This window comes from Rhizobium sp. P2_G2 (genome assembly GCF_056403555.1).
Genome location: NZ_JBFUFF010000036.1, coordinates 1 through 25,773 on the forward strand (window position 1 = coordinate 1; position 25,773 = coordinate 25,773).

At 60.7% G+C, this 25,773-nt stretch carries 24 protein-coding genes; 13 read left to right on the plus strand and 11 right to left on the minus strand.

Going from position 1 to position 25,773, the window contains the following annotated elements:
• Positions 1-779, minus strand: a 779-nt coding sequence (locus AC1D06_RS22810) for an ABC transporter permease (protein WP_477988088.1), incomplete at its 3' end; no start/stop codon positions are given.
• A 5-nt stretch (positions 780-784) separates the two neighbouring features.
• Entirely contained in the window at positions 785-1,885 is a 1,101-nt protein-coding gene (locus AC1D06_RS22815) for an ABC transporter ATP-binding protein (protein ID WP_477988089.1), read from the minus strand.
• A gap of 358 nt (positions 1,886-2,243) precedes the next feature.
• On the opposite strand from AC1D06_RS22815, the gene AC1D06_RS22820 reads away from it, so the two are divergent.
• A complete protein-coding gene (locus AC1D06_RS22820; RefSeq protein ID WP_477876360.1) occupies positions 2,244-2,876 on the plus strand; it encodes a TetR/AcrR family transcriptional regulator in 633 nt (210 codons plus the stop codon).
• Positions 2,877-2,891: 15 nt separating this feature from the next.
• Here the strand turns inward: AC1D06_RS22820 and AC1D06_RS22825 are convergent, their stop codons facing one another.
• The 3 genes from AC1D06_RS22825 to AC1D06_RS22835 form a co-directional block, all read right to left on the minus strand.
• Positions 2,892-4,193, minus strand: a complete 1,302-nt coding sequence (locus AC1D06_RS22825; protein ID WP_477988090.1) for an NAD(P)/FAD-dependent oxidoreductase — start codon at positions 4,191-4,193, stop codon at positions 2,892-2,894.
• 1 nt (position 4,194) lies between these two features.
• Positions 4,195-5,619, minus strand: coding sequence for a glutamine synthetase family protein (locus tag AC1D06_RS22830; RefSeq protein WP_477988091.1), 1,425 nt, complete (start codon positions 5,617-5,619; stop codon positions 4,195-4,197).
• 188 nt (positions 5,620-5,807) lie between these two features.
• Positions 5,808-6,515: a GntR family transcriptional regulator gene (locus AC1D06_RS22835; RefSeq protein WP_477988092.1), complete on the minus strand. Its 708-nt coding sequence runs from the start codon at positions 6,513-6,515 to the stop codon at positions 5,808-5,810.
• A gap of 235 nt (positions 6,516-6,750) precedes the next feature.
• On the opposite strand from AC1D06_RS22835, the gene AC1D06_RS22840 reads away from it, so the two are divergent.
• The 6 genes from AC1D06_RS22840 (at position 6,751) to ggt (ending at position 11,340) form a co-directional block, all read left to right on the plus strand.
• Entirely contained in the window at positions 6,751-7,098 is a 348-nt protein-coding gene (locus AC1D06_RS22840) for a GntR family transcriptional regulator (protein ID WP_477988101.1), read from the plus strand.
• Between the two features lie 26 nt (positions 7,099-7,124).
• Entirely contained in the window at positions 7,125-7,313 is a 189-nt protein-coding gene (locus tag AC1D06_RS22845) for an FCD domain-containing protein (protein ID WP_477988158.1), read from the plus strand.
• 82 nt (positions 7,314-7,395) lie between these two features.
• Positions 7,396-8,241 (plus strand): transporter substrate-binding domain-containing protein, encoded by an 846-nt coding sequence (locus tag AC1D06_RS22850; protein ID WP_477876355.1) that lies wholly within the window; start codon positions 7,396-7,398, stop codon positions 8,239-8,241.
• Positions 8,242-8,296: 55 nt separating this feature from the next.
• The gene (locus AC1D06_RS22855) at positions 8,297-9,010 is read left to right on the plus strand and encodes an ABC transporter permease (protein WP_477876354.1); all 714 of its coding nucleotides are present in this window, start codon (positions 8,297-8,299) and stop codon (positions 9,008-9,010) included.
• Positions 9,007-9,732 (plus strand): ABC transporter permease, encoded by a 726-nt coding sequence (locus AC1D06_RS22860; protein WP_477988102.1) that lies wholly within the window; start codon positions 9,007-9,009, stop codon positions 9,730-9,732. Before AC1D06_RS22855 ends, AC1D06_RS22860 begins: the two co-directional genes overlap by 4 nt.
• A 15-nt stretch (positions 9,733-9,747) precedes the next feature.
• On the plus strand, positions 9,748-11,340 hold the full coding sequence (gene ggt, locus AC1D06_RS22865; RefSeq protein ID WP_477876352.1) for a gamma-glutamyltransferase: 1,593 nt from the start codon (positions 9,748-9,750) through the stop codon (positions 11,338-11,340).
• Positions 11,341-11,524: 184 nt separating this feature from the next.
• On the opposite strand, the gene AC1D06_RS22870 is transcribed toward ggt, so the two are convergent.
• The 5 genes from AC1D06_RS22870 to AC1D06_RS22890 are packed head-to-tail and all read right to left on the minus strand — an operon-like array spanning position 11,525 to position 16,951.
• Positions 11,525-12,520, minus strand: a complete 996-nt coding sequence (locus AC1D06_RS22870) for an ABC transporter ATP-binding protein (protein WP_477876351.1) — start codon at positions 12,518-12,520, stop codon at positions 11,525-11,527.
• Positions 12,521-12,555: 35 nt separating this feature from the next.
• On the minus strand, positions 12,556-13,386 hold the full coding sequence (locus AC1D06_RS22875) for a carbohydrate ABC transporter permease (RefSeq protein WP_477988104.1): 831 nt from the start codon (positions 13,384-13,386) through the stop codon (positions 12,556-12,558).
• A complete protein-coding gene (locus AC1D06_RS22880) occupies positions 13,383-14,306 on the minus strand; it encodes a carbohydrate ABC transporter permease (protein ID WP_477876349.1) in 924 nt (307 codons plus the stop codon). Before AC1D06_RS22880 ends, AC1D06_RS22875 begins: the two co-directional genes overlap by 4 nt.
• A gap of 58 nt (positions 14,307-14,364) precedes the next feature.
• Positions 14,365-15,627 (minus strand): ABC transporter substrate-binding protein, encoded by a 1,263-nt coding sequence (locus tag AC1D06_RS22885; RefSeq protein WP_477988106.1) that lies wholly within the window; start codon positions 15,625-15,627, stop codon positions 14,365-14,367.
• 37 nt (positions 15,628-15,664) lie between these two features.
• Positions 15,665-16,951 (minus strand): glycoside hydrolase family 30 protein, encoded by a 1,287-nt coding sequence (locus tag AC1D06_RS22890; RefSeq protein WP_477876347.1) that lies wholly within the window; start codon positions 16,949-16,951, stop codon positions 15,665-15,667.
• A 180-nt stretch (positions 16,952-17,131) separates the two neighbouring features.
• On the opposite strand from AC1D06_RS22890, the gene AC1D06_RS22895 reads away from it, so the two are divergent.
• The 5 genes from AC1D06_RS22895 (at position 17,132) to mctP (ending at position 22,334) form a co-directional block, all read left to right on the plus strand.
• Positions 17,132-18,262 carry an ROK family transcriptional regulator gene (locus tag AC1D06_RS22895; protein WP_477988108.1) on the plus strand — a complete coding sequence of 377 codons (1,131 nt, stop codon included), beginning with the start codon at positions 17,132-17,134 and terminating at the stop codon, positions 18,260-18,262.
• 119 nt (positions 18,263-18,381) lie between these two features.
• Complete coding sequence (gene mctS / locus AC1D06_RS22900) at positions 18,382-19,761, plus strand: two-component system sensor histidine kinase MctS (RefSeq protein ID WP_477988110.1); 1,380 nt, start codon at positions 18,382-18,384, stop codon at positions 19,759-19,761.
• Positions 19,758-20,402 carry a two-component system response regulator MctR gene (gene mctR / locus AC1D06_RS22905; protein ID WP_477988111.1) on the plus strand — a complete coding sequence of 215 codons (645 nt, stop codon included), beginning with the start codon at positions 19,758-19,760 and terminating at the stop codon, positions 20,400-20,402. Before mctS ends, mctR begins: the two co-directional genes overlap by 4 nt.
• Before the next feature lie 269 nt (positions 20,403-20,671).
• Positions 20,672-20,869: a DUF3311 domain-containing protein gene (locus AC1D06_RS22910; protein WP_477876343.1), complete on the plus strand. Its 198-nt coding sequence runs from the start codon at positions 20,672-20,674 to the stop codon at positions 20,867-20,869.
• Positions 20,859-22,334: a monocarboxylate uptake permease MctP gene (gene mctP, locus AC1D06_RS22915; RefSeq protein ID WP_477876342.1), complete on the plus strand. Its 1,476-nt coding sequence runs from the start codon at positions 20,859-20,861 to the stop codon at positions 22,332-22,334. The genes AC1D06_RS22910 and mctP overlap by 11 nt, the downstream gene beginning before the upstream one ends.
• Positions 22,335-22,428: 94 nt before the next feature.
• On the opposite strand, the gene AC1D06_RS22920 is transcribed toward mctP, so the two are convergent.
• A complete protein-coding gene (locus tag AC1D06_RS22920) occupies positions 22,429-23,019 on the minus strand; it encodes a TetR/AcrR family transcriptional regulator (RefSeq protein WP_477876341.1) in 591 nt (196 codons plus the stop codon).
• A gap of 264 nt (positions 23,020-23,283) precedes the next feature.
• Between AC1D06_RS22920 and AC1D06_RS22925 the strand changes: the two genes are divergently transcribed.
• A complete protein-coding gene (locus tag AC1D06_RS22925) occupies positions 23,284-25,746 on the plus strand; it encodes a glycoside hydrolase family 3 C-terminal domain-containing protein (protein WP_477988112.1) in 2,463 nt (820 codons plus the stop codon).
• Positions 25,747-25,773: the final 27 nt, after the last annotated feature.

Genomic DNA, 25,773 nt, shown 5'->3' on the forward strand with positions numbered 1-25,773 from the left:
GCGATAAGGTCGCCGATCATCAGATGGCTGCCGCCTCCCAGGAGCAGCGGCGTCACATAAGCGCCGAAGGACGGCACGAAGACGAGGATGGCGCCGGTGATGATGCCCGGTTTCGCCAAGGGGACAATGATGCGCGCCAGAACCTGGAAACGTGTGGCGTAGAGGTCGAATCCTGCCTCGGCGAGCCGGAAATCGAATTTCTCCAGCGAGGCATAGATCGGCAATATCATGAACGGCACGAAACTGTAGACCAGGCCGAGCAGGATGGCGAAATTGGTGTAGAGCATCGTGATCGGGTGACCGATGATGCCGAGATCGAGCAGGATCGAATTGATCAGGCCCTCGTCGCGAATGATGAACATGACCGCGATCGTGCGAACGAGAAGGTTGGACCAGAAGGGAATGGTGACCAGCAGAACCCAACGGTTGCGGGTCGCCTTCGGTCTTGTCGCCATGAAGTAGGCGGTCGGGAACCCGACGAGCAGGCACAGTACCGTGGTGATCGCGCCGAAGATCGCGGTGCGGAGATAGATTTCGAGATAATCTCCGGAGAAGGAAAGCGTATCGTCGAAAATATCGCGCTGAAACAGCAGCGAGATATAGGATTCAAGCGAGAATTTCGGCACGACGCCGCCATAATCCGCCGGAACCATGAAGGAATAGGCGATCACCACCGCCAGCGGCAGCAGGCCGAGGATCGCCATGATCAGGATGGCAGGCGAAGCCAGCGCCAGATTGCGACGGGCATGCTGTCTGTCTGCGGCCGGTACAGCTGACATCTCGGTCAATCCTTCAGAACCTGGGCGACGCCTGCGGGAATGGCGACGCCAATTTCAGCGCCCTCGCCTAACCCATCGCTTGCGCCGGGTCGGTTCTGACGACGGATCGTCAGCGCCGTCTGGTCGCTGAGACGGGCGTGGATATGGGTGTCAGTGCCGAAATAGACGATGTGCTCTATCGTGGCGGCCAGCGTTCCAGGTGTGCCGGCTGCCGCGATCTCGAGGTGCTCCGGACGCACGACGATGGTGACTGCCCCGGAGGCTGCAAGCGATTTCGATGTCAGCGCATCGACGGTCAGCCCGCAGTCGAGACCAACGGTCCCGGTTCCCCCATTGCTTGCGATCAGATTGCCTTCGAGAAAATTCGTCTCGCCGATGAAGCCGGCAACAAAGCGATCGGCGGGATGTTCGTAAATCTCGTGCGCCGACCCCACCTGCAGGACCTTGCCCTTGTCCATGACGGCGATACGGTCCGACATGGTCAGGGCTTCTTCCTGATCATGCGTGACGAAAATGAAGGTGATGCTCGTCTCCTCCTGCATGCGCTTCAATTCGATCTGCATGGATTTGCGCAGCTTGAGGTCGAGCGCCGACAGGGGCTCGTCGAGCAGCAGAACTTTCGGCTTCGGCGCGAGCGCTCGCGCCAGTGCAACGCGCTGCTGCTGGCCTCCCGAAAGCTGCGTGACAAGACGCTTGCCCGCACCGTCGAGGCGCACGAGAGCGAGCATTTCGTCGACAATCCCGGCAATCTCCGCCTTGCTTTTGCCCAGCATTTTCAGGCCGAAGCCGATATTTTCGGCGACCGTCATATGCGGGAAAAGAGCGTAGTTCTGGAAAACAGTGTTGATGGGCCTGAGATTTGCCGGCAGAGCGGCTATGTCCTTGCCGTCGAGGAGAAGCCTGCCCGTGCTCGGCGCCTCAAAGCCAGCCATCATGCGCAGAAGCGTCGTCTTGCCACAGCCCGATGGTCCAAGCAGGGTGAAGAACTCGTTCGGGCGGATTTCCAGGGAAACATCGTCGACGGCACGGAACGCACCGAAATCCTTCACAAGATTCTGCATCTTGACCGCGCCACCCGCAGCGACATCCGAGTTTGGCAAGCTCATTCGTTGTTCCATTGACCTCTGTCTCCGACCGAGCCGCAGGGCTCAAAGCCAGCTCTGATCCTTCGATCCAATCGACGCGCCTAAGCGCACGCCAACCCTCGCGGGATGGGTATTCCCGTCTCAAATCTTGCCGGATAGCTGAAACACCTGACGGCGACGAAGCATCGCTTCGAACGCCTGGCATCAGGCGCAATCCCAGTCTTTAAGCTCCTCGATGCTGGCGGCACAGTTGCCGCACAAACAATGTCGTTCCCGTTTTTCTTTTGTTGTTCGCTTATGTTTAATACTGTATGTCATAAAAAGTTTGTGTCAATAAAATCTTTTACGCCATAAAATATTTTGGCAGGAAGGAAACGGGATGGCGGGCGATCAGGCCGTCGGGCTTCGCTCAAGGCAGAAGCAGGAGCGCCGGAACAGTATTCTGGCATGCGCCAAGCGGCTGTTCGAGGAGCAAGGTATCGAGACAACCACGATGGCGGGAATCGCCGCCGAGCTCAGCGTCTCGACGCCGACGATCTTCAATTATTTCGGCAGCCGCGACGACCTTCTGCTGGCGATCATCCTGGAAGGTCATGAACGCGGCGTCGAGGCCAATCGTTCCCGGCCCAAGCGCAGTCATCCGCGGCTCTATGACGATATGGCCGAGCTGTTGGCCGAGTTTTCAGCATTTTCGCTGCAAATCTTCAGCAGGTCAGTCTGGCGCTATGCGGATTCGGCTGCGATCCGCAATCCGGAATCCGAGTTCGTCAAACGCTACAGCCAAATCGACCGCGTTCTCAAAGACACGATCAAGGCCGTTCTCGCCGATCGTCCCTGCAAGACGCGCCGTGGAGGTGATTATGATGCTGAGATGCTGGCGAACGTCATCTATAACCATTGGATTGCGCATTATACCGCCCTCATCAAGGACGATACCTTGAGCCTTGAGGAACACTACAGCCGCCTTTTGCCGCAAATCCGCGAGTTGCTGGACCTGATTTTCGACGAATGAGACGGCCTTCGATCGTCACACGCCCAGTCGGTCGCGCATGCCGTACCACCATGCGCCGAGAACCGTCAACGGAACGCGGAAGCTGCGGCCGCCCGGGAACGGCAAGTTCGGCAGCGACGACCAGACGTCGAAGCGCCCTGCCTGTCCGGCCACAGCCTCGCCGAGGATTTTTCCGAGCAGATGCGTCGTGGTGACGCCATGGCCGCTGTCGCCGTGGGAAAAATAGACGCTGTCCGACAGCTTGCCGACATGCGGAATGCGGGTCAGAGTCAGGGCAAAGTTCCCGCTCCAGGCATAGTCGACGCGCACGCCCGCGAGTTGCGGAAAAGTCCGCAGCAGATTGGGCAGAATGACGCCGGTCAGGTTTTTGGGATCGCTGCCGCCATATCCGATACCCCCGCCATAAAGCAGGCGATTGTCGGCGGTGCGGCGATAGTAATCGAGCACGTAATTGGCATCTTCGACGCAATAATCGGCGGGCAGCAAAGCCTCGATCATCTGGGGGTCGAGAGGCTCGGTGGCCATGACCTGGCTGGACACCGGCATCATCCGGCCGCCGATCTCCGGCAGGAGCTTGCCGAGATAGGCATTGCCGCAGACGAGCACGAATTTCGCCCTGACCTGTCCTTGATCGGTCGAGACGACAGGATTTGCCCCAAGCGTGACATTCGTCACCCGGGAGCGTTCGAAAAAGCGAACACCGAGCCTTTCTGCCGCCTGCGCCTCGCCAATCACTAGATTGAGCGGATGGATATGGCCGCCGAGCCGGTCGATCATGCCGCCGATATAGCGGTGGCTCTGCACATATTTCCCGACTTCGGATGCGGACACCATTTCGAGCCCGTCATGGCCATGCGCCGTCCACTCGGCCCGCACCTTTTCCATTTCCCGCATCTGCTTGGCGGTAAAGGCGGCAAAGAAGCCGCCGTGGCGGAGATCGCAGCGGATGTCATATTGGGCGACACGTTGCCGAATGAGATTGCCGCCTTCCAGCGACATCAGGCCGAGCGCATCGGCCTTCGCCTTGCCGTAGCGCTTGGCAATGGTTTCGAGATCGCGACTGTAGCCGTTGACGATCTGGCCACCATTGCGGCCGGAAGCGCCGAAGCCGATCCGCTCGCCTTCCAGCACCGCCACCTTGAAACCGCGTTCGGCGAGCTCCAGCGCCGCCGAAACGCCGGTGAATCCGGCGCCGATGATGCAGATATCGGTGTGGATCTCGCCCTGAAGCGCGGGGCGTGGGGCCTGTTCCAGTGCAGTCGACGCATACCAGGACCTGATATGGCCGGGATTGTCGAATTTTGCGAGAACGTTCATGTCACACCGTCCTGATATAGGCGTCGTATTCGACGTCCGTGACCCTGTGGGAGAATTCCGAAAGTTCCTGCTCCTTGCAGGCTTTGTAGAGTGCGCGGTAGGGCGCGCCGAACGTGCCGAGGGCAAAGCCCGACTTGGAAAACCGCGACAGCGCCACATCCCAGTTTGTCGGCAGCGCATCATGTCCAACGCCGTGATCGTCGCCGTCGATGGCGCTGCCGGGATCGATCCGTTCCTTCATGCCGGCGAGCGCCGCATTGAGGATCATCGCCAGCACCAGATACGGATTGGTGTCTGCCCCGGCCACTCTGTGCTCTATCCGGGTCGCGGCCTTGCCGGCTTTGATGACGCGGACGGCGGCCGACCGATTGTCGATGCCCCAGGAAGCGTAGGTCGGCGCATGCTCGCTTGGCCTGAGCCGGCGATAGGAATTGGCATGCGGCGCGAAAACGGCCATGCTGTCGGGCATATAGGAGATCAGCCCGCCGACCGAATGCATCAGCTTTTCCGACAATCCGTCTTCGGCGGCAAAGATATTGTCGCCGCGCTCATCGAGGATCGAAAAATGCACATGCATGCCGCTGCCGGCCTGCAAACCATAAGGTTTCGCCATGAAGGTCGCATCGAGATCGTGCTTGCGGGCTACTGATTTGACGATGCGTTTGAGCAGCACGGCATAATCCGCCGCCTTCAACGCATCGGCGACATGGTGGAGATTGATTTCGTATTGTCCGGGGCCGTTTTCGCGAAGCGCGGTATCGGCAGGTACGCCCTGTGCGCGGCAGGCGCGGGCAATATCGGCAAACACGTCTTCATTGTCCTCCAGTTCGGAGATCGACAGCACCTGCGTCTGGCCCGTATGCCACCTGCCCTCGCGCGACTTCGGCGGTCGCACGGGATCGAGCGCCGAGCGCAGCGGATCGATCAGATAGAATTCGAGCTCGGTGGCAGCGACCGGCGTGAGCCGCAGATCCGCATATTTGGCCAGCACAGCGGCCAGGGTGGACCGGGGATTGCCATGGAAATCGCTGCCGTCGACATTGCGCATGTCGAGCATGACCTGTGCGGTCGGGCGGTTGAGCCAGTTTACGCGCGACAGCGTTCCTACAACCGGCATGCAGATGCCGTCCGGATCGCCCGTACCCTCCGCAAGCCCGGCGGCATTGACGTCGCGCCCCCAGATGTCGAGCGCAAACACCGATCGCGGCATGGCCATGCCCTTGGCGAGCACTTCCAGCGCCCGCTCGCGCGGAATCCATTTGCCCCGCGGCACGCCGTTGACGTCGACCACGAAGGCCTCAAGCACCTCGATATCGGGATTGGCTTCGAAGAAGGCTTCCGCCGGAGACGCTGACCGGACGAGCGGCACGCCCGCATCGGTCAAATTCGCCTGAACGACATCCAAACTCTTGCTCAACATGATCATCACACCCGCCTGCGCGGCACCTCGGGAAGAGGGCTCGATGCGCTGAATCTGGGCCGGTAACTGTTGCAGTCGCACCAAGGCACTGCAGTTCCGGCCCTTAATGATGATCATTCATAGGCTATATTTGATCAACAGTCTAGTTAATTTGATCAAATTAATTCGGACACAATTGCACGGGTCAAAACCAGCTACACCGATTTTGCCACGAAACGCTTGCGACCCAGGTAGCCTGCCCCGTCCTGGATGTCGGACTCGATCGCTTCGCGCAGGGCTGTCGCATTGCGGTCTCTGATCGCCTGCATGGCTTCGCCGTGCCGGTCAAAACGATAGGTTTCGTCGAGATTTTCGGTTGCTTCGCGCATGAAGGGGCCGAGCCGAAGCCACACGGACTCGATCAGCGGCAGCAATACGGATGCTGAGCCCGCCTCATAGAAACAGCGATGGAAAGCGAAGTTCCGTTCTATCCCGGCTTCGATATCGCCGCGATCATAAGCGTCGTCGATTTCGGTATCGATCTTCTGCATCCGGGAAAGCCGGACGAAGTCGACGAAGGGCATGGCGCGTTCTGCCGCCAGGGTCTCGAGAGCGACGCGCGCCGCGATGATTTCGTCGAATTTTTCAGGCGTGATGTCAGGGACCCTGACCCGGCGATTGTCGAGATGTTCGAGCGCGCCATCGGCGACCAGCAGATGCAGCGCCTCCCGCACCGGCATTGCGCTCACGCCCAAGGCTTCGGAAAGCCCGTTGATCGTCACCGGTTTTCCCGGCGGTACGCGTCCGGTCATGATCGCATGGCGGATGCTGCGATAGGTCCACTGCTTGACGCTCTCCTGAGCCACGCGCGGGAGAATTTCAACATTGAGGGCCTCTGCGGAAATCTGTCGCGGTCGTGCCATCCTGCCTGCCCCTCGAGCTTCGTAGAGCTTTGGACTTATTGAAAAAGCGGGAACGAAGTCAATCTTGCGCAACGAATAAGATTGGCGTGAGCGAACCCGGTCAACCACACCGGCGGTACCGCTTGCAGGTCACGATGAGAGCGCATTCGCGCCTGGCGTCGCGCCATTAAAAATTCCATTGACCGATGGATATTTGGATGATTGGATACATTTATCCAATCATAGGGTTTTACGCATGATCCCGTCCCTTACCGAAGAAGCGGCAAGCTCGACCGCCGAGCAGGAAGCCTATCGCTATCTCCATCAGGCATTACGGCTTGGGCGGTATCGCGCCGGCGACCGGCTGATCGCAGAGGACATCGCCGCCGAGATCGGCATGAGCCGCATGCCGGTGCGCGAGGCATTTCGCCGCCTGGCTGCCGACGGCCTTGTCGTGCTCAGGCCCAATCGCGGCTGCGTCGTCGCGGGCCTCACCCTGGAGGAGATCTACGAGACCTTCGAAATCCGCTCCGTCCTCGAAGGCCTTGCGGTCCGGCTCGCCATGCAAAGGCTGACACCGGGCTCAGCGGCCGGCCCAAGCTGATCCGCCAGATCGCCACACTGCATGTGGTGATCGAGCCCTATATGCGGATCTGGTTCGACTATGTCGACAAGCCCGTCAGCGCACTCGACGAGCATGAGCGCCTGATCACGGCACTTCGCACCGGTGACGCTGCGCACGCCGAATCCGTGATGCAGGCCCATATTCTCGAAACCGCGCCGATGTTGGCCGATTTCGCGAGTCCCGGCCGCCGTTGACGGCCGGTAGCAGACCGGAAGCCGGAGACAATCGGCACCGGATGGGGAAACAATCAAACACTGAAATCTGAGAGGAAATCTGATGAGTATCCGTCGTATTGCCGCCCTCGCCGCGGTTGTCTGCACCATCGCATTCGGCGCCGTTGCCGCCGACGCGCCAAAATCCATTACCATCGCTACCGAAGGCGCCTATGCCCCGTGGAATTTCACCACGGCTGACGGCAAGCTCGATGGTTTGGAGATCGACCTTGCGCATGATCTCTGCGCCCGGATGAAGATTGAGTGCAAGATCATCGCCCAGAACTGGGACGGTCTGATCCCGTCGCTGACGGTCGGCAAGTTCGACGTCATCATGGCGAGCATGTTCATTACCGACAAGCGCCTCAAGACGATCGATTTTACCCAGGCTTACGCTGTCGATCCGTCTGGCTTTGCCGCGGCCAAGGATAGCGAGCTTGGCAAGCTCGGTATCACCGGCGAGAAATTCAAGCTCGACGACGGCACCGCCGCGCAAGCGGCGATCGACAAGCTCAGACCGCTGCTCAAGGGCAAGATTGTCGGCGTGCAGGCGGCAACGACGAACCTCGACTTCCTCAAGAAGTATTTTGGCGATGTCGTGGAAATCCGGGAATACAAGACGACGGAAGAGCACGATCTCGATCTCGCAGCAGGCCGTATCGACGCGCTTTTTGCCCAGCAGACAGCCTTGGCTGCCACACTCGCAAAGCCGGAATTCGCCGACTATACGCTCGCCGGACCAGGCTTTGTCGGCGGCGTCTTCGGACGTGGCACGGGAGCGGGCCTGCGCAAGGAAGATACGGCGCTGAAGGCGATGCTGAACAAGGCGATCGACGAGGCCATTGCCGACGGTACGATCAAGAAGATATCGATGAAGTGGGTCCACACCGATGTGACACCGGTCAAATGACACGGCTTCGCCTGATGACCATCTCTGATTGGCTTCTTTTCATGGGCATGCATAGATGACTGACGGACTTGGACTTCTTGGCTTCGGCGAAGGAGGTTGGGGAACGGCGCTGCTGATCGCTGCCGGCGTCACCGCGCTGCTCTCCCTGGTCGGGTTTACGGCGGGGATCCTGCTCGGCGGCGCGGCGGCCGCCGGGCGCCTCTCCTCCGTTGCCGCCCTGCGATGGCTGGCCAGCGTCTATGGCACCGTCTTCCGCGGCGTGCCCGATCTCTTGACCATCTATCTTCTCTATTATGGCGGCAGCATCGTGCTGACCCGCCTGGACCATGCTTTGGGCGGAGCGGGGTTCGTCGGACTGCCGACCTTCGGCGCCGGCGTCGTGGCGATCGGCGTGATCTCCGGGGCATATCAATCGGAGGTTTACCGCGGCGCTTATCTTGCGATCGATCCAGGGCAGACAGATGCCGGCCGGGCGCTTGGGCTGTCGCGCTTGCAGAGATTGCGTCTCGTCATGCTGCCGCAACTGCTCCGCCACGCCTTGCCCGGTCTCGGCAATGTATGGCAACTGGTCCTGAAGGACTCGGCGCTGATTTCGGTGATCGGCCTCGTCGAACTGATGCGCCAGGCGCAGATCGCCTCGGGCTCGACGCGAGAGCCTTTCCTCTTCTATACCGCGGCAGCGTTCCTCTATTTCGCCATTGCGCTCGTCACCGGCCAGGTTTTCCGGCTGGCCGAATTCAGGGCCTGGCGCGGAGCCCGCGGCGCATGATCGATTTTGCCTTCTATGCGGAAATCCTGCCGAAACTGCTATCGGGCCTGCCACTGACGCTGGAACTGGCCGCCACCTCGATCGCAATCGGTTTCATGCTTGCCCTGACACTCGCACTGGTGCAGCAAGGCAGTTCCGCGCTCGTCCGCCTGCCAATACGCGGCTTTGTCGCCCTTTTCCGCGGCACCCCGCTGCTGGTGCAGATATTTCTGATTTACTACGGCCTGGGCCAGTTTCGTCACGGCTTGCAAGCTGTCGGGCTGTGGGGATTGTTCCGGGAGCCCCACTGGTGCGCCATTCTGGCGCTGTCGCTCAACACCGCCGCCTATGGCAGCGAAATCCTGCGCGGCGCCATCCAGTCCGTGCCTGCCGGCCTCGTCGAGGCTGCACGCTCGTTGGGCATGTCACGCGCTCTCGCCTATCGGCTCGTCGTTTTGCCGCTCGCCTTGCGTCAATGCATCCCGAGCTACAGCAACGAAATCGTTCTGATGGTGAAGGGAACGTCGCTGGCCTCGATCATCACGCTGATGGAAGTCACCAGCGTCGCTCAAGGGCTGATTTCCCAAACCTACCGTCCGGTCGAGGTCTTCATCTGTGCCGGCGGCATCTATCTCGCCCTCAACTTCTCGCTCATCCGGGCTCTGTCCATACTTGAACACAGGTTGTCGCCGCATATGCGGCGCAGCGCGCCAGCGACCATGGTCGCGACGAGCCACGCCTGACAGAAAGGATCATCCGTGCGCAATTTCGAGAAACCCTCACGCTCGGTCGTCGTCGCATGCGAAGCGATGGCAGCGACCTCGCATCCATCGGCAACGCTGACAGCCATCCGGATACTCGCGGCCGGCGGCAATGCGATGGACGCGGCGATCGCAGCTTGCGCGGTGCAATGTGTCGTCGAGCCGGGCTCGACTGGCATCGGCGGCGACTGCTTTGCGCTGCTATCGCCAGGCGAATCGAGCGACGTCATTGCTTTCAATGGATCAGGCCGCACGCCGGCCGCACTGACGCGCGACTGGTTCATCGAACGCGGCATGACGGAGGTCGAGCGCCACTCTCCCGGCGCGGTCACGATCCCGGGCGCGATCGACGCCTGGACGCGATTGCACGCCGATCACGGCAGGCTGCCGTTCGACCAGGTGCTTGCCCCGGCAATTTGCTTTGCCGAAGAGGGATATGCCATCTCTCCGCGCGTGCACCGTGATTGGTTGCTGGAAGAAAGCCTGCTTTCCCGCGACGCGACGGCAGCACGGATTTTCCTGCCGAAAGGCCGTGCACCCCGGATCGGCGAGGTGCATCGCCAGCCCGAACTGGCCGCGACATTGCGCCTGATCGCCAGGAAGGGACGCGATGCCTTCTATACCGGGCCGGTCGCCGAGGACATGGTAGACTATCTGCGTGGGCTTGGCGGACTGCATACGATGGAGGATTTCGCTGCCGCCGGCGGTGACTATGTCACGCCGATCAAGTCCGAATTCCGCGGCCACGACATTTACGAATGCCCACCGAACGGGCAGGGCGTGATCGCACTGATGATCCTCAACATCCTCTCCCGTTTCGAGGCAAAGGGTGATCCGCAATCGACTGACCGGCTGCACATCGAGATCGAGGCGACACGGCTTGCTTATGCGGCGCGCGATGCCTTGCTTGCGGATCCTGACAAGGCTGACATTCCCGTCTCYGCGCTGCTGTCTGACGCCACCGCAGATCTCCTTGCCGGCAAGATTGATCTCAAGCGGGCGCGTTGGGACCTACCGTCGTTCGAAATGCCCCGCCATCGGGATACGGTCTATATTTCCGTGGTCGACAGGGATCGGAATGCCGTAAGCTTCATCAATTCGATCTTCGACAGTTTTGGCACGGGTCTGGTGTCACCCCGCTCCGGCATCGTGCTCCACAATCGCGGCCAGAGCTTCTCGCTTGCTTCCGATCACCCCAATGTCGTGGCGCCTCGCAAACGGCCATTGCACACGATCATTCCGGGGATGGTGGTCCGGGATGGCCGGGTCGAGATGCCGTTTGGCGTCATGGGCGGATACTATCAGGCGATGGGCCACGCCCATCTCATATCAAAAGTGTTCGATTTTGGCATGGATATCCAGGACGCCATCGACCTGCCGAGAGTGGTGCCGGTGTCAGGCAGTACGAAGGTGGAGGCCGAGCACACCCTATCCCCCGAGACGGCAGTTGAACTCTGCAACCGCGGCTTCGAAATCATTCCGGCAGAGGACCCGATCGGCGGGGCACAGGCAATCCGTATCGACTGGGCGAACGGCACGCTGACGGGAGGTTCCGAGCCGCGCAAGGATGGTTGTGCGCTGGGACTTTGAAGGAAGGCAGGGGGGCCGCGGCGAACATTCCAGGCTCAAGACCGGGCGTCCTGACGACCTTCCTCCACGCGATCCGAATACTCAATCGCAGGGGCAGACCTTTGGCGAAACTGGCCGCAACTGCCGCCCAGGTCGTTTTCCACCGGCACCAAGCAGGTCATTCGCCCCACCTTTCACGAGCAGGTCATCTTTTCCTGCGCCCCTCATTGTCGAAGCGATGCAGGTGCTCGCCCTGCGGAGCCAGACGGACCGCGTCGCCATTTGGGATCTCGATGTTGCCTGCGGTACGAACTGTAATCTCGCCTATTTCAGCATCCACATAGGCAATGGATTCATTTCCCAGCCGCTCAATCAGCCTGACTTTGCCTTCCCAGGGCCCTTGCCGATCGAAGATGACATGCTCCGGCCGGATGCCGACAGTGGCGGCATCGAATTCTTCTGCGGCGGTGCCCCGGATCAGGTTCATCTTCGGCGAACCGATGAAGGTGGCGACAAACTCGGTCTCGGGCCGCTCATAGAGTTCGAGCGGACCGCCCACCTGTTCTATGCGTCCCGCATTCATGACGACGATCTGGTCGGCAAGCGTCATCGCCTCCACCTGGTCATGGGTCACATAGATCATCGTGGCTCCGAGCCTCTGGTGAAGTTCCGCCAATTCCACCCGCATCTGGGTTCGCAGTGCCGCGTCCAGGTTCGAAAGCGGCTCGTCGAACAGGAAGACTTTGGGGTTGCGGACGATCGAGCGTCCGATGGCGACGCGCTGGCGTTGACCTCCGGAAAGGGCGGCCGGCTTACGGTCGAGAAGGGTTTCGAGTTTCAGGACCGAGGCCGCGTAGGCGACGCGCTTGTCCCGCTCCTCCTTCGGCATTTTGGCAAGGCGCATGCCGAAATCGATGTTCTGGCGCACGCTCATATGCGGGAAGAGCGCATAGGACTGGAAGACCATCGAGATGCCGCGCTTGGACGGCTCTTCGTGCGTGACATCCGCGCCGCCGATGGCGATTGTGCCGCGGGATGGGGTTTCCAATCCCGCGATCATGCGCAGCAAGGTCGATTTCCCACATCCCGACGGCCCGACGAGGACCGTGAAGGAGCCGTGCGGGACGAGGAGATCGAGGTTGGGGATGATCTCCACGGCGCCGAACGTCTTGTTGAGCGAACTGATTGCCACATCTGTCATTTTGTTTCCTCCAGTTGGATTTCATGCTCCAAGCGTCAGCCTTTGACGGCTCCGCCCGTCAGGCCGGCGACGATGTATTTCTGGGCTGCGAAGAAGAAGGCGATCGATGGGATGATCGTCAGCGCTATGAAAGCCAGCGTGCGGTTCCATTCGACCATGTAGTCACCGCGGAACTGCATCATCCCGAGCGGCCAGGTGAACAGCTCCCTGGAGTTCAACACCACCAGCGGCAGCAGAAAATTGTTCCAGCTCGACACGAAGGCGAAGACTCCGACGGTCGCGAGAATGGGCGTCGACAGTGGCAGGGTGAACTGCCAGAAGAAGCGGATATAGCCGCATCCTTCGACATAGGCCGCCTCGAACAGTTCCTTGGGCAATTGCTCGAAAAAGGTCTTGAACAGCATGATCGACAGAGAAAGACCGAAGGCCGTCTGCGGCAGGATCACGGCCCACAGGCTGTCGAGCAGATTGAGGTCCCTGACCTTGATGAACAGCGGCAGGATCGCGGTTGCAAACGGAAACACCAGCCCAAGCAGGAGATAGGACTGGAGATAGCGCGCGCCGAAGAACTTGATCTGCGCGAAGACATAGGCCGCGGCCGCGCCGACGATCAAGGTCAACGCGACGGTCGACATCGATATGATCAGCGAATTGCCCATGTATCGCCAGAAAGCCGGATCGAGCGCGATGGCGGAATAGAATTCCGGGTGCCATTCCTGCGGCAGCCCGAACGGATTGATGCGCAGTTCACCGTTGGTCTTGAAGCCACCGAGAACGGTTGCCACCATCGGCGTCAGCACGAAGACGGAGGTGATGGTCAGCGCCAGCCACCGGCCGGCACGCGGCAGAAGTTCCGACATTTTCATCGACGAGCCTCCCGATTGAGCTGGGTCTGGTAGACGGCCGCGACGGTGACGGCCGCGATGAAGAGCAGGACGCCGACGGCGCTGCCGTAGCCCATGCGGAAGCGCAGCAGGCCGAAGGTGTAGAGATAGGATACGATCGTGTGGGTCGAGTTCGACGGTCCCCCGTTCGTCAGGGGAATGACGACGTCGAAGAGCTGCAGCGAGCCGACGACCGCAAAGAAGCCGCTGACGACCAGGGCGGACCTGATTTGCGGGATGAGCACGTGGCGGGCAATCGCTGCGCGCCCCGCGCCCTCGATCTTGGCCGCTTCGATGAGTTCCTCGGGCACGCCTTGCAGGGCGGCGATATAAACCATCATATGAAAGCCGAAATACTTCCAGACGACGACGATCGTGATCGCGAGGAAGGCCCAGTTCCTGTCGGCCAGCACGAAAACCGGTTCGAGCCCGAGCGATCGGAACAATCCTGCCGCAAGCCCGACATTGCCGTCGAAGACGAAACTCCAGATCAGGCCGGAGGCGATCTCGGCGAGAATGAAGGGCACGAAGAAGACCATCCGAAAAATAGTGTTCGTCGGTGTCTTTCGATAGATCAGCAGCGCCAGGCCGAGAGCGAACGGTATCTGCACCACGAACGATACCAGCAGGATGATCAGCGTGTTGAGCAGTGAACGGTAGAAGACCGAGTGGTTGAGAACCTGGACATAGTTCTGCAGACCGACAAAGTCGGTCGGCGAGCCGTAGCCATTCCACTTGAAGAAGCTGTAGTAACCTGCATCGATCAAAGGCAGGATCACGAAGACCGTGAACAGCAGTAGAGCGGGCGGCAGCATCAAGGCGATCGCAGGCAGCCTGCTATCGCGAATCCAACTCGGCGCGCCAGCCGTCGCGGGTCGAGTGGCCAAACCATCAACTTGCATTGCATCCTCCTCCCAATCCGGATACGGGCGGCGGCGTCAATGCCGCCGCCCCAGATCATCACCGATTGACCCAAGCGTCCTGGATGGCCGCCGCGGCATCTTCGGGCGTGGTATTGCCCTGCGCGAGATCGGCGGACATGTCGTTGAAGGTTGCGCCGACATTCGCGCCGAGCGCCTGGTCGAGGAAGACCTGGTGGAATGTCGACCGGCCGAGAGCAGCAGAGATCTGGGCGAAGAACGGGTTCTTCAAACCCTTCTCGGCCCCGATCGCGACCGGAATGAAGAAGCCCTTCTCGGCGGACTGCGACTGGATTTCCTTGGTGGTGAAGAATTTCAGGAAGTCGATCGCTTCCGGCTTGGCGGACGCCGTGACTGCCCAGCCGTTGATGCCGCCGAAGGTATCGGTCGGAGCGCCCACGCCGTCCTTGACGGCGGGAAAGCGGATCAGGGCCAGGTCGGCGTCAGGAATCCCCTTCCCGCTTACGGAATTCTTGCGCGCGGAATCATAGTCCCAATCGCCCATGAGATGGAAGACGGCCTTGCCGTCGCCAAACATGCCGGAGGCTTGGCTGTAGGTGGCGTCCATGAACCCAGCCTGGAAGGGCTGGAGGTCGATGAGGCGTTTGAATTCACGGCCCGCCTTTATGAACGCTTCGGAACCGAATCCGTCGCCCGCCCCTGCCATCGCACCGGCGAAGCCCTTCTGTCCCGCTTCCCGGACGGCGAGGTAGCCGTAATAGAAATGCAGCGGCCACTTGTCCTTGCCCCCCACGGCAATCGGCGTGATGCCGGCGGCCTTCGCCTTCTTGACCGCCTCGAGAAAATCGTCCCAGGTCTTGATCGCGGCCGGATCGATACCGGCCTTGGCGGCAAGCGTCTTGTTGACCCAGAAGCCGACGTCACTGGCGCTCACGGGAACCCCGACCACCTTGCCATCGACCGTGAAGGCATTGACGCCGGCCGCCGACAGCGACTTCGCCCAGGCCCCGTTCACTTCGGCACTGATATCCCTAAGGAAGCCGGCCGCGGCCTGGTCCTTGAGAACACCGCCGCCCCAGCTGTAGAAAATGTCGGGCTTATCGCCGGATTGGAGAAGGGTCGGCAGCTTCTGTTTGAAGGCTTCCGTCTCCGCATATTCGAACTTGATGTCGATGCCGGGATGGGTGGCCTCATATGTCTTGGCAACCTCTTCGTTGAACGCCCTTTCATCGGGGCTCGTCTCAGAGCGGAATATTTTGACGGTCGTGCCGGCAAGCGCCACCGACGCAATCATAGAGGTTCCCGCCGCGAGTATCGCGGCCAGCATGGTAAGCTTTCTCATTCTCTCCTCCTTCAGGTGTGAGCCGTGATCGTTTCCATCAGGCCCGGTTGGTAAGCGTGGCAAAGGACTTGGGCGGCAGCACCGCCGACCAGACCGCGTTGGAAATGCCGACGCGGACTTCGCATTCTTCGTTCAGGGGATTTTGCAGCACGGCGACATCGGTGCCGTCATGGTTGCGGAACATGATCGCGTTTGCCGCCCAGCGCCCGGACGTCTCAAGCACCGCAGCACCTTCCCGCACAAAGCCTGCAAGATGGCGCATGAGCTGATATTCGGGGTTCTCGATCAACTCGCCCGTCTGGTCATCGACTGAGAACATCGAGTTCTGCTTCCAGCCCCAGGTGCTGATGCCGCCCTTTTTGAGCACCACATTCCAATAGACATAGGCCTGCACGCCGTTGCTCAGGAAGTGCTGCGCGAGATCGAAGACATAATGCGCATAGGCCCAGCTATTGGCGCCGTCGCCGCATTCATTTTCGGTCATGATCAGGGGCAGATCCGGCGCGGCTTGCCGAAACCGCTGAATGCCGTTCTTGCCCGCCCATTGAAAGCCGGCGCCGCCGATCCTTCGCCGCGCGACGGGATCGAGCAGGGTTGGCGCAACCCAATCGTTGAAACTCGGACGTTCAATGGTTCCGAGCCAGATTTCCGCATCCACGCGCCTGACGTCGAAGACGGGGCCAAGATCGTCGCGGATGAAGTCACGCAGCCGATCGCCGGTCCAGCAGCAGGAGGGGAATTTCTGATCGGAGTCAGGTTCGTTCTGGACATGTACGGCACTGATCTCAATGCCGAGCTCTCTGTAAGCTTCGACGAATTTGACGAGATAGAGCGCGTGCGCCTTGCGATATTCATCCTTCCAGATGAGCCTGCCGAAGTTATGGGCCTTGTGGTCCTTGAGCCAGGTCGGCGGACTCCAGGGCGACGCGAAGAGGGTGAAATCGCGGCCATGCGCCGCTCTGGCGGCGCGATGATAAGGCAGGAGATAACGGTGATCGCGTGCGATGGAGAAATGCTCCATCGGGAAATCATCTTCGGTTTCGTTATGGCTGTACCAGCTTTCGGCAAAGTCGCTCGCGCCGATCGGAAGACGGTTGTAATGCAGATCGAGACCCTGCGGCGAGAAGACCTTGTCGATCAGGATAGCGCGGGAGCCCTCTTCCGCCGCCTGAAGGGCGATCCATGATAGCTCGCTGAAGCAGGCGCCGAAGCCGCGGAAATTCGGCGTTATCGTGCCAGATGCTTCTACGTCCGCATTGCCGCCGACAGGGCGACATTCATCCTCCACCCAGGCGGCCTGGCTGGTTGAAACAATGATCCGCAATTGATCCTCCGGTACTCTCGGGCTTTTTGGCTCGGGTGATCCCGTGTTCCGTTCCCGCCCTTTGTCGGTCAGCTTGATAACACCGGATCACGCATATTGCAATACTTAATTAAGATAATTAAGTAAGTAGGAGATGTACAGCGTCTCGGGATTATGAGAGATCGTAGGAAGATCAATGAGATGTCCATCGCGATGCACGGAAAAGGCGACCCCGCGGAAATCAGGAAAACGAACCGAAGGCTCATTCTCGATATCCTGCGGCGGGAAGGCTCGCGCAGCCGGGTGGAGCTCGCGCAGACAACGGGATTATCCGGAGCAGCGGTGACCACGCTCATCACCGACTTGATGGAAGACGGCCTTATTTTCGAGGGCCCGCAACAGAAGAGTTCGGGAGGCCGCCGGCCCATCTCGCTGCAGATCGATTATGCCAGTCGATACTCGATCGGCGTCAAGATCATGTCTGGGARTATCGAGGCGGTGTTGACCGACCTGGCGACCTCCCCTCTCAAATCCATCCAGCTCGATATTCCCGAACCGTCGCCGGAAATCGTGGCGGCAAAATGCCATGATATCGTCGCGCGCCTGATGCCGGATGAAGACGAACGGCGCAGGAAACTCGTCGGCATGGGTCTGGGGCTGCCGGGGCTCATCGACCGGGATCGGGGCGTCTGCATGAGGTCGCACCGTTTCGGTTGGGACACGGTTCCGATCGCCGCCCTGGTCGAGGCCAGTGCCAACATTCCCGTGTGGATCGACAACGACGTCAACGCCTATGCCATTGCGCAGCAACTCTTCGGTCATGGGCGTGCGCATGGTTCGATCGCGGTGTTCATCATGGGAACCGGGGTCGGGGCAGCAGTTGTTATAAACGGACAGGTGCTGAGCGGGTCGCATTATGCGGCCGGCGAGATCGGATTCTGCCGTGACCCGGGCGATCCGGCATCCGCGGCGACGTGGGATGCGCGGTTTTCCGAACCCTCGCTCATGGAGCGATGGCGGCTGATCGGAGACGGAACCGACCTCCAGCACGCTGCCGAAAGCGGCAACCCCGAGGCGATCGCGTTTCTTGAACAGACCGGCCGTGAACTGGGCGAGCGGCTCGCCAACCTCGTCATGTTCGTCGATCCGAAGCTAGTCATCGTGAGCGGCGAGGCTATTCGTTTCGGGTCGCATTTGACGGATGCGGTCCGGCAGGGTTTCGAACGCCAGTATCCCCTGACCAGACCTGAACTCGTCATCGACTGGCATCCCGACTATTGGGCGCGGGGCGCTGCAGCGCTTGCGATCCAAAGCTTCTTTTCAGCGAAATAAGGTGGGGCGACGAAACATCAGATCGCAAGCACGCACTCAGCCCCGCTTGACCGCATGCCATACTTGACGCCTTACTGAATGGAATTCTCGGCCTATCGGCCACCTTGGGAGTCCATCTCGTGACGTTGAGACATCAGATCATCGCGCTTGCGATCATTCCGCTGGTGATTGCGATCCTGGCGATCACGGCCTTCATCACCTGGCAATCGGCAAAGCTCGCCCGAGATAATATCGCGACATTCGAGCAGAATATGCTGAAGGCCAAGGAAGCCGAGATTCTCAACCTGACCCATCTCGCACTGTCGGCAATCCAGTCAACCTATGGCGAAGCGGCTCTCGACGACCAGGCCGCCAAGGACAAGGTGGCGGCGATCCTGACCTCGCTCGATTACGGCAAGGACGGCTATTTCTTCGTCTATGATTATGACGGCAACAATATCGTTCATCCGCGCCAGAGTTTTCGGCACGGGCGCAACTGGCTGAACCTGACCGACCCCGATGGCGACAAGGTGATCGCCCAACTGATCGCCACGGCCAAGGCCGGCGGTGGCCTGCACCAATACAAATGGCAGAAGCCGTCCACCGGACAGATCGCCGACAAGCTGTCCTTTGTCGTCAGCCTCGACAAATGGCGATGGGTCGTAGGGACCGGTGTCTATCTCGACGATGTCTATGCGCAAAGTGCCGCCGCGAACATCGCCATGCGCGCCAGTATCAAGAAGACTTTTGTGATCGTCGCGCTGATCGCCGTGCCTGCGGTGCTGGTCGTGTTCACCACCTGCATGTTTCTCACCTTCCATGAACGCCGCATGGCCGATGGCCGGCTAAAAGAATTGACCCAACGGGTGATCGACACACAGGAAGAGGAGYGTTCGCGGCTGGCGCGGGAACTGCATGACGGCATCTCCCAAAACCTGCTTGGCGTGCGCTACACGATGGACCTTGCCAGCCGCAAGGTGAAGACCAATGTCGAGGAGGCCGCCGTCACGATCGACCGCGGTGTCGAAGCGTTGAACGGCGCGATCAAAGAGATCAGGCGGCTCTCCCATGATCTGCGTCCACGTGCCCTCGACGATCTCGGACTGACTGCAGCGCTTGAAGCGCTCTGCCATCATTTTGGCGAGCGCACGGCAATCGAGACGGAAATCGGCGCGGCGGGCTTCGTCGATATGCTGAAGCCGGAGGCGAGCACAGCCCTTTACCGCGTCGCGCAGGAGGCATTCAACAATGTCGAACGGCATTCCGGCGCCACCAGGCTTGACGTCAGGCTCTGGACTGATGGGGGACGCGCGCGCATGACAGTGTCGGACAATGGCACCGGCTTCGGCAAGGAGGGGGCCGCGGATAGATCTGGCCTCGGCCTGCGCAACATGCAGGAACGGATGGCGCATTTCCGTGGCCTGCTTCTGATCGACAGCAGCGCGGCGGGCACGACGCTGACGGCGATGATGCCGAAATCGGCCAATCGCCTTCCACTCACACGCGCGGAAGCCGCATGACCGACCGCTTCAAGATCAAGATCCTGCTGATCGACAATCATCCGCTCGTGCTCGATGGCCTGAAGGCCGTGCTCGAAACCTTCGACCATATCGAAGTCTCCGGCACTGCGGCGTCGGCACAGCTCGGCCTCGATATTGGAAAACAGGTCCGGCCGCAGGTCGTGCTCATGGATATCAACATGCCGAAGCTCAGCGGCATCGATGCGATCGAGCTTTTCCGCAAAGAGCTGCCCGAGGCACGGATCGTGATGCTGTCGATGCATGACAGCCGCGAATATATCTCCTCCTCCGTCATGCGCGGCGCTGCGGGCTATATCCTCAAGGACGTCTCGACCGATGAGATCGTCAAGGCGATCGAGATCGTAGCCGGTGGGGGGAGATATTTCTCGTCCGGTGTTCACGATGCGCTGATGGAGCGGGGTTCTCCCGACGAGGGCGACGGCCTGACGCCGCGCGAACGCGATACGCTCGGCCTGATCGTCGCCGGCCGCAGCAACAAGGAGATCGCCGAGAGCCTCGGGATCACCCCCGCCACGGCGGAGACACATCGCAAGAACCTCAAGAAGAAGCTCGGGATCGCCACGACGGCCGGCATCATCCGCTACGCGCTGGATCATGGAATCGGCGCGAAAGCAGGGTAAAACCCGTCTACCCAGTTCTGGGTAGGCCCGGCTATTTCATGCCTTGAGCCCCCTTGCCGGACGAAAAGCTCCGCCATAGGACTTCGCTACGGCTGGCCGAGCGCGAGCCGTTGGGAGGACTTCAAATGCGTCACGCCTTCTTCCGTTCATTCGGAAAACCGGTCGCTGCAGGACGAGCCAGGCTCACTCCGTCCAGCGACTGACAAATCACCTTCCAAGCCGACAACTGCAACTTGGTGCCGACATCCGGCGCCCGAGAGGTATCCGACGTGGAAAAACCACAGAACAAGGCAGCGCTCTGGCTGCTCGTCATTCCTTATATCGGCCTGCTCTGGCCGGCCTTCTACAATATGCGCGAGCCGGCTCTGTTCGGTTTCCCGTTCTTCTACTGGTATCAGCTGCTCTGGGTGCCGATCACCGCCGCGCTGACCTGGATCGCCTATCGGAGCACGCGCCATGACGACTGAGATCAATCCCACCGCACTCGCTGTCTTCATCTTCTTCTTCGCGCTCGTCACCATCATGGGCTTCGTCGCCAGCCGCTGGCGCAAGCCTGAAACGCTTGCCCACATCGATGAATGGGGTCTGGGCGGACGCAGCTTCGGCACCTGGATCACCTGGTTCCTGGTCGGCGGCGATTTCTATACCGCCTATACGGTCATCGCGGTACCGGCTCTCGTCTATACGGTCGGCGCCTATGGCTTCTTCGCCCTGCCCTATACGATCGTCGTCTATCCCTTCGTCTTCATGGTCATGCCGGTTCTGTGGAAACGCGCCAAGGATTTTGGCTATGTGACGGCGGGCGACGTCGTGCACGGGCAATATGGCTCGCGCGGTCTCGAACTTGCCGTCGCAGCCACGGGCGTGATCGCCACCATGCCCTATATCGCATTGCAGCTGGTCGGCATGACGGCGGTGCTGAAGGCGCTCGGCCTGCATGGTGAACTGCCGCTCGCCGTGGCCTTCATCGTGCTGGCGCTCTACACCTATTCGGCCGGCCTGCGCGCGCCTGCCCTGATAGCCTTCGTCAAGGACATCATGATCTATATCGTGGTACTCGCCGCCGTGGCACTGATACCCTCAAAGCTCGGCGGTTATGCCAATGTCTTTGCCTCTGCCGATGCCGCGTTCCAGGCCGCAGGCAAGGGCAATCTCTTGCTCGGTGGCGGCCAATATGTCGCCTATGCGACGCTTGCTCTTGGTTCGGCGCTCGCAGCCTTCATGTATCCGCATACGCTGACCGGGATCTTCGCCTCCAACAGCGGCAAGACGATCCGCAAGAACGCCGTGCTTCTGCCGGCCTACACGCTGCTGCTTGGCCTTCTCGCCCTGCTCGGCTACATGGGCCATGCCGCAAACTTGAAGCTCGACAGCGCAACCGACGTGGTTCCGACCCTGTTCAAGACGCTGTTCTCCGGCTGGTTCTCCGGCTTTGCTTTCGCCGCGATTGCCATCGGCGCGCTGGTGCCGGCGGCGGTGATGAGCATTGGCGCGGCCAATCTCTTCACCCGCAATTTCTGGAAAGCCTATGTCGATCCCCGAGTCAGCAACGCCGGCGAAGCCAAGGTGGCGAAAATCACCTCACTGGTGGTGAAGGTCGGTGCGCTGCTGGTGATCATCTTCCTGCCCACCCAGTTTGCACTCGATCTGCAATTGCTCGGCGGCATCTGGATCCTGCAGACGCTTCCGGCTCTGGTTTTCGGGCTCTACACCAACTGGTTCAAGGCGCCGGCACTGCTGGCCGGCTGGTTCGTCGGCTTCTTTGGCGGCACATTCCTCGTCTGGGACGCCGGTTGGAAGCCGCTGCACATGATCAGCCTCGGCGGAGAACCTTTCACGGTCTATACCGGTCTGCTTGCACTCGCCGCGAACATCGTGGTCGCGGTGGCGATCAACGCCATGGTTCCGGCGAAAGCTCCGGCAAACGCCTAAACCTGTCGGGTGCGGAGGGCTTCAACCCTTCGCACTCGAAGCCGTCGGCGAAGATGTGGCGCGGCCACGGAAAGCGGCGGATAGCAACCCGTTCTTATCGCTCAACGCCTTTTAAATCGGCGTCCAAACCAAGGCTCGCCAGCAGGCGACGGACATAGGCTTCCAATCCGCCGACCATATCGAAGCGGTCGGGATCGCGCAGCCAGAGCATCTGCAGGCCGTCCATCACCGCGATCAGCTCAGCTGCCATCGCCTTGCCATCGATCCTGCCATCCACCGTGCCATCGGCGGCGGCCCACTCGAAAGTCGTTGCGATGTCGTTCTGCAGTTGTGTGGCACGATCGCGGAACCAGGCTTTGGCGGGGTGATCCTTCGTCAGACTCTCGGCGTTCAGGATAGCGAACGCGCGGACGACTTCGATCATCTCGGCATTGCGGCGGAAGACTTCGATCATGCCCGTAAGCAGGCTGCGAAGATCAGCGCGGTAATGGCCGATGATATCGGCACTGTCGAGATCGCGCTTGTCCAGTATGGCAAGCAGAAGATCGACCTTGGTGGGGAAATGATGCAGCAAGCCAGGCAGCGACAGGCCGACGTCCCGGGCCACGTCGCCTATGGCGGCATTCTGGTAGCCGTCTTCGGCAAAGCGCCGCATCGCAGCTGTCAGGATTTCGGCGCGACGCATTTCTCCCTTCGGGGATCGGCGCCTTTTTTCCTCCTGCACGGACTTCAATTCGCAAAGCTCCCCATCGTTTTCTTCTGCTTCTTCTATCCGGATGGCGACGGTTTGACATCCCTGCAGCAGATTTCTTCAGCGCCCCCCTTCATACATCATGGTCCGGCTATTGACATCTTAAAAATACCGAGTAATCGGTAAGTTTAGTGACGACAGTGGCGGCTGGAGGCCTGCGACTCGGCATGTCCAAATTCGATTGAACGGGAGGTTTGCATGATCGATTCCATTCTCGACCAGATGACGCTCGAAGAGCAGGTCTCCCTGCTGTCCGGCGCCGATTTCTGGACGACCGTTCCCGTCGAGCGGCTCGGCGTGCCAAAGATCAAGGTGACGGATGGGCCGAATGGCGCGCGCGGTGCCGGCTCTCTGGTTGCCGGCGTAAAGGCGACCTGCTTTCCCGTTGCGATCGCCCTTGGCGCCACCTGGAATCCTGATCTCGTCAAGCAAATGGGTGTGGCCCTCGCCGGCCAGGCGAAGAGCAAGGGGGCTGCCGTGCTGCTTGCACCGACGGTGAACATTCATCGATCCGGCCTCAACGGGCGGAATTTCGAATGCTATTCCGAGGATCCCATGCTCACGGCCGAACTGGCCGTCGCCTATATCCAGGGTGTGCAGAGCCAGGGGATCGCGGCGACGATCAAGCATTTCGCCGGCAACGAATCCGAAATCGAGCGGCAGACCATGTCCTCCGACATCGATGAGCGGACCCTGCGTGAAATCTACCTGCCGCCGTTCGAGCAGGCGGTCAAGCGCGCCGGCGTGATGGCCGTCATGTCATCCTATAACCGCCTGAACGGTACCTATACGAGTGAGCATCCCTGGCTGCTCACCCAGGTGCTGCGCGAGGAATGGGGTTTCGACGGCATCGTCATGTCGGACTGGTTCGGCTCGCATTCGACCGCCGAGACGGTCAATGCCGGCCTCGATCTCGAAATGCCGGGACCGGCGCGCGACCGTGGCGAGAAGCTGGTCGCGGCTGTGCAGGAAGGCGAGGTCGACGCGGAAACGGTGCGGGCGGCGGCGCGGCGGATATTGCGGCTGCTCGAGCGCGTCGGCGCGTTCGAGACCAAGCCCGATCTTGCCGAACAGGCGGTCGACCTGCCCGAGGACAGGGCGCTGATCCGGCGCCTCGGGGCCGAAGGCGCCGTGCTGCTCAAGAATGACGGTATCCTGCCGCTCGCCAAGACGTCGCTCGACCGGCTTGCCGTGCTCGGACCGAATGCGGCCACGGCACGCGTCATGGGTGGCGGCAGCGCGCAGATTGCGGCGCACTACTCGGTCAGCCCGCTCGACGGCATTCGCGCGGCGCTGTCCAATGCCAACAGCATCAGCCACGCGGTCGGCTGCCGTCATAACCGCTTGATCGACGTCTTCAAGGGCAAGATCACCACCGAGTATTTTAGAGGGCGCGGCTGCCAGGGCGCTCCTGTTCATGTCGAGACTGTCGACAAGGGGGAATTCTTCTGGTTCGTGCTGCCGTCAGGCGAACTCGACCCGGCCGATTTCTCGGCCCGGATGACGATGCAATTCGTGCCCGAAGAGAGTGGCGACCATGTCTTCGGCATGACCAATGCCGGCCTGGCGCGCCTCTTCGTCGATGGCAGGCTTACGGTCAACGGCTATGATGGCTGGACGCATGGCGAGAACTATTTCGGCACCGCCAATGACGAACAGCGCGGTTCAGTCCTGCTCGATGCTGGCCGGGCCTATACGGTCACCGTCGAATATGAACCGTCGCCGGTGACCGAGGAGGGAATCAATCTCACGGCCATTCGTTTCGGCGTCGAAAAGCCGCTCGGCGAGGCCGATCTCCAGGCAGCGGTCGAGATTGCCCGCAACGCCGATGTGGCGCTGCTCTTCGTCGGTCGCGACGGCGAGTGGGATACTGAAGGGTTGGACCTGCCCGACATGCGGCTTCCGGGCCGGCAGGAGGAACTGATCGAGCGTGTCGCTGCCGCCAATCCCAACACGATCGTCGTGCTGCAGACCGGCGGCCCCGTAGAAATGCCCTGGCTCGGCAAGGTTCGCGCCGTGATGCAGATGTGGTATCCCGGGCAGGAACTGGGCAATGCCGTCGCCGACGTCCTGTTTGGCGATGTCGAGCCCGGCGGGCGCCTGCCGCAGACATTCCCGAAGACGCTATCCGACAATTCCAGCATGACCGGCGATCCTGCCGTCTATCCCGGCAAGGACGGACACGTACGCTATGCCGAAGGCGTCTTCGTCGGCTACCGGCATCACGATATACGGGGCGTCGAGCCACTCTTCCCATTCGGCTTCGGCCTTGGATATACCCGCTTCAGCTGGAGCGAGCCACGTTTGTCAGCCGCTGAAATGGGTCCCGACGGCGTGACGATCAGCATTGACTTGACCAATATCGGCGAACGGGCCGGTTCGGAACTGGTCCAGCTCTATGTGCGCTCGCCCAAGACCAAGGTGGAGCGGCCGGACAAGGAACTGCGCGCCTTCACCAAACTTTTGCTGCAACCCAATGAAACGGGCACGGCTGTGATGACCATCCTGCCGCGTGACCTCGCCTATTTCGACGTCGAGGCCGGCGCCTTCCGGGCCGAGCCGGGCGACTATCAGCTGATCGTGGCCTCAAATGCAGCGGATGTCAGGTTCGTCATCGACCTGCCCTCACCCTTCAACTACGTCCTGCCGCCTTCGTGCTAGCGGCAGGCTGAAGGACCCCGGTCGAGT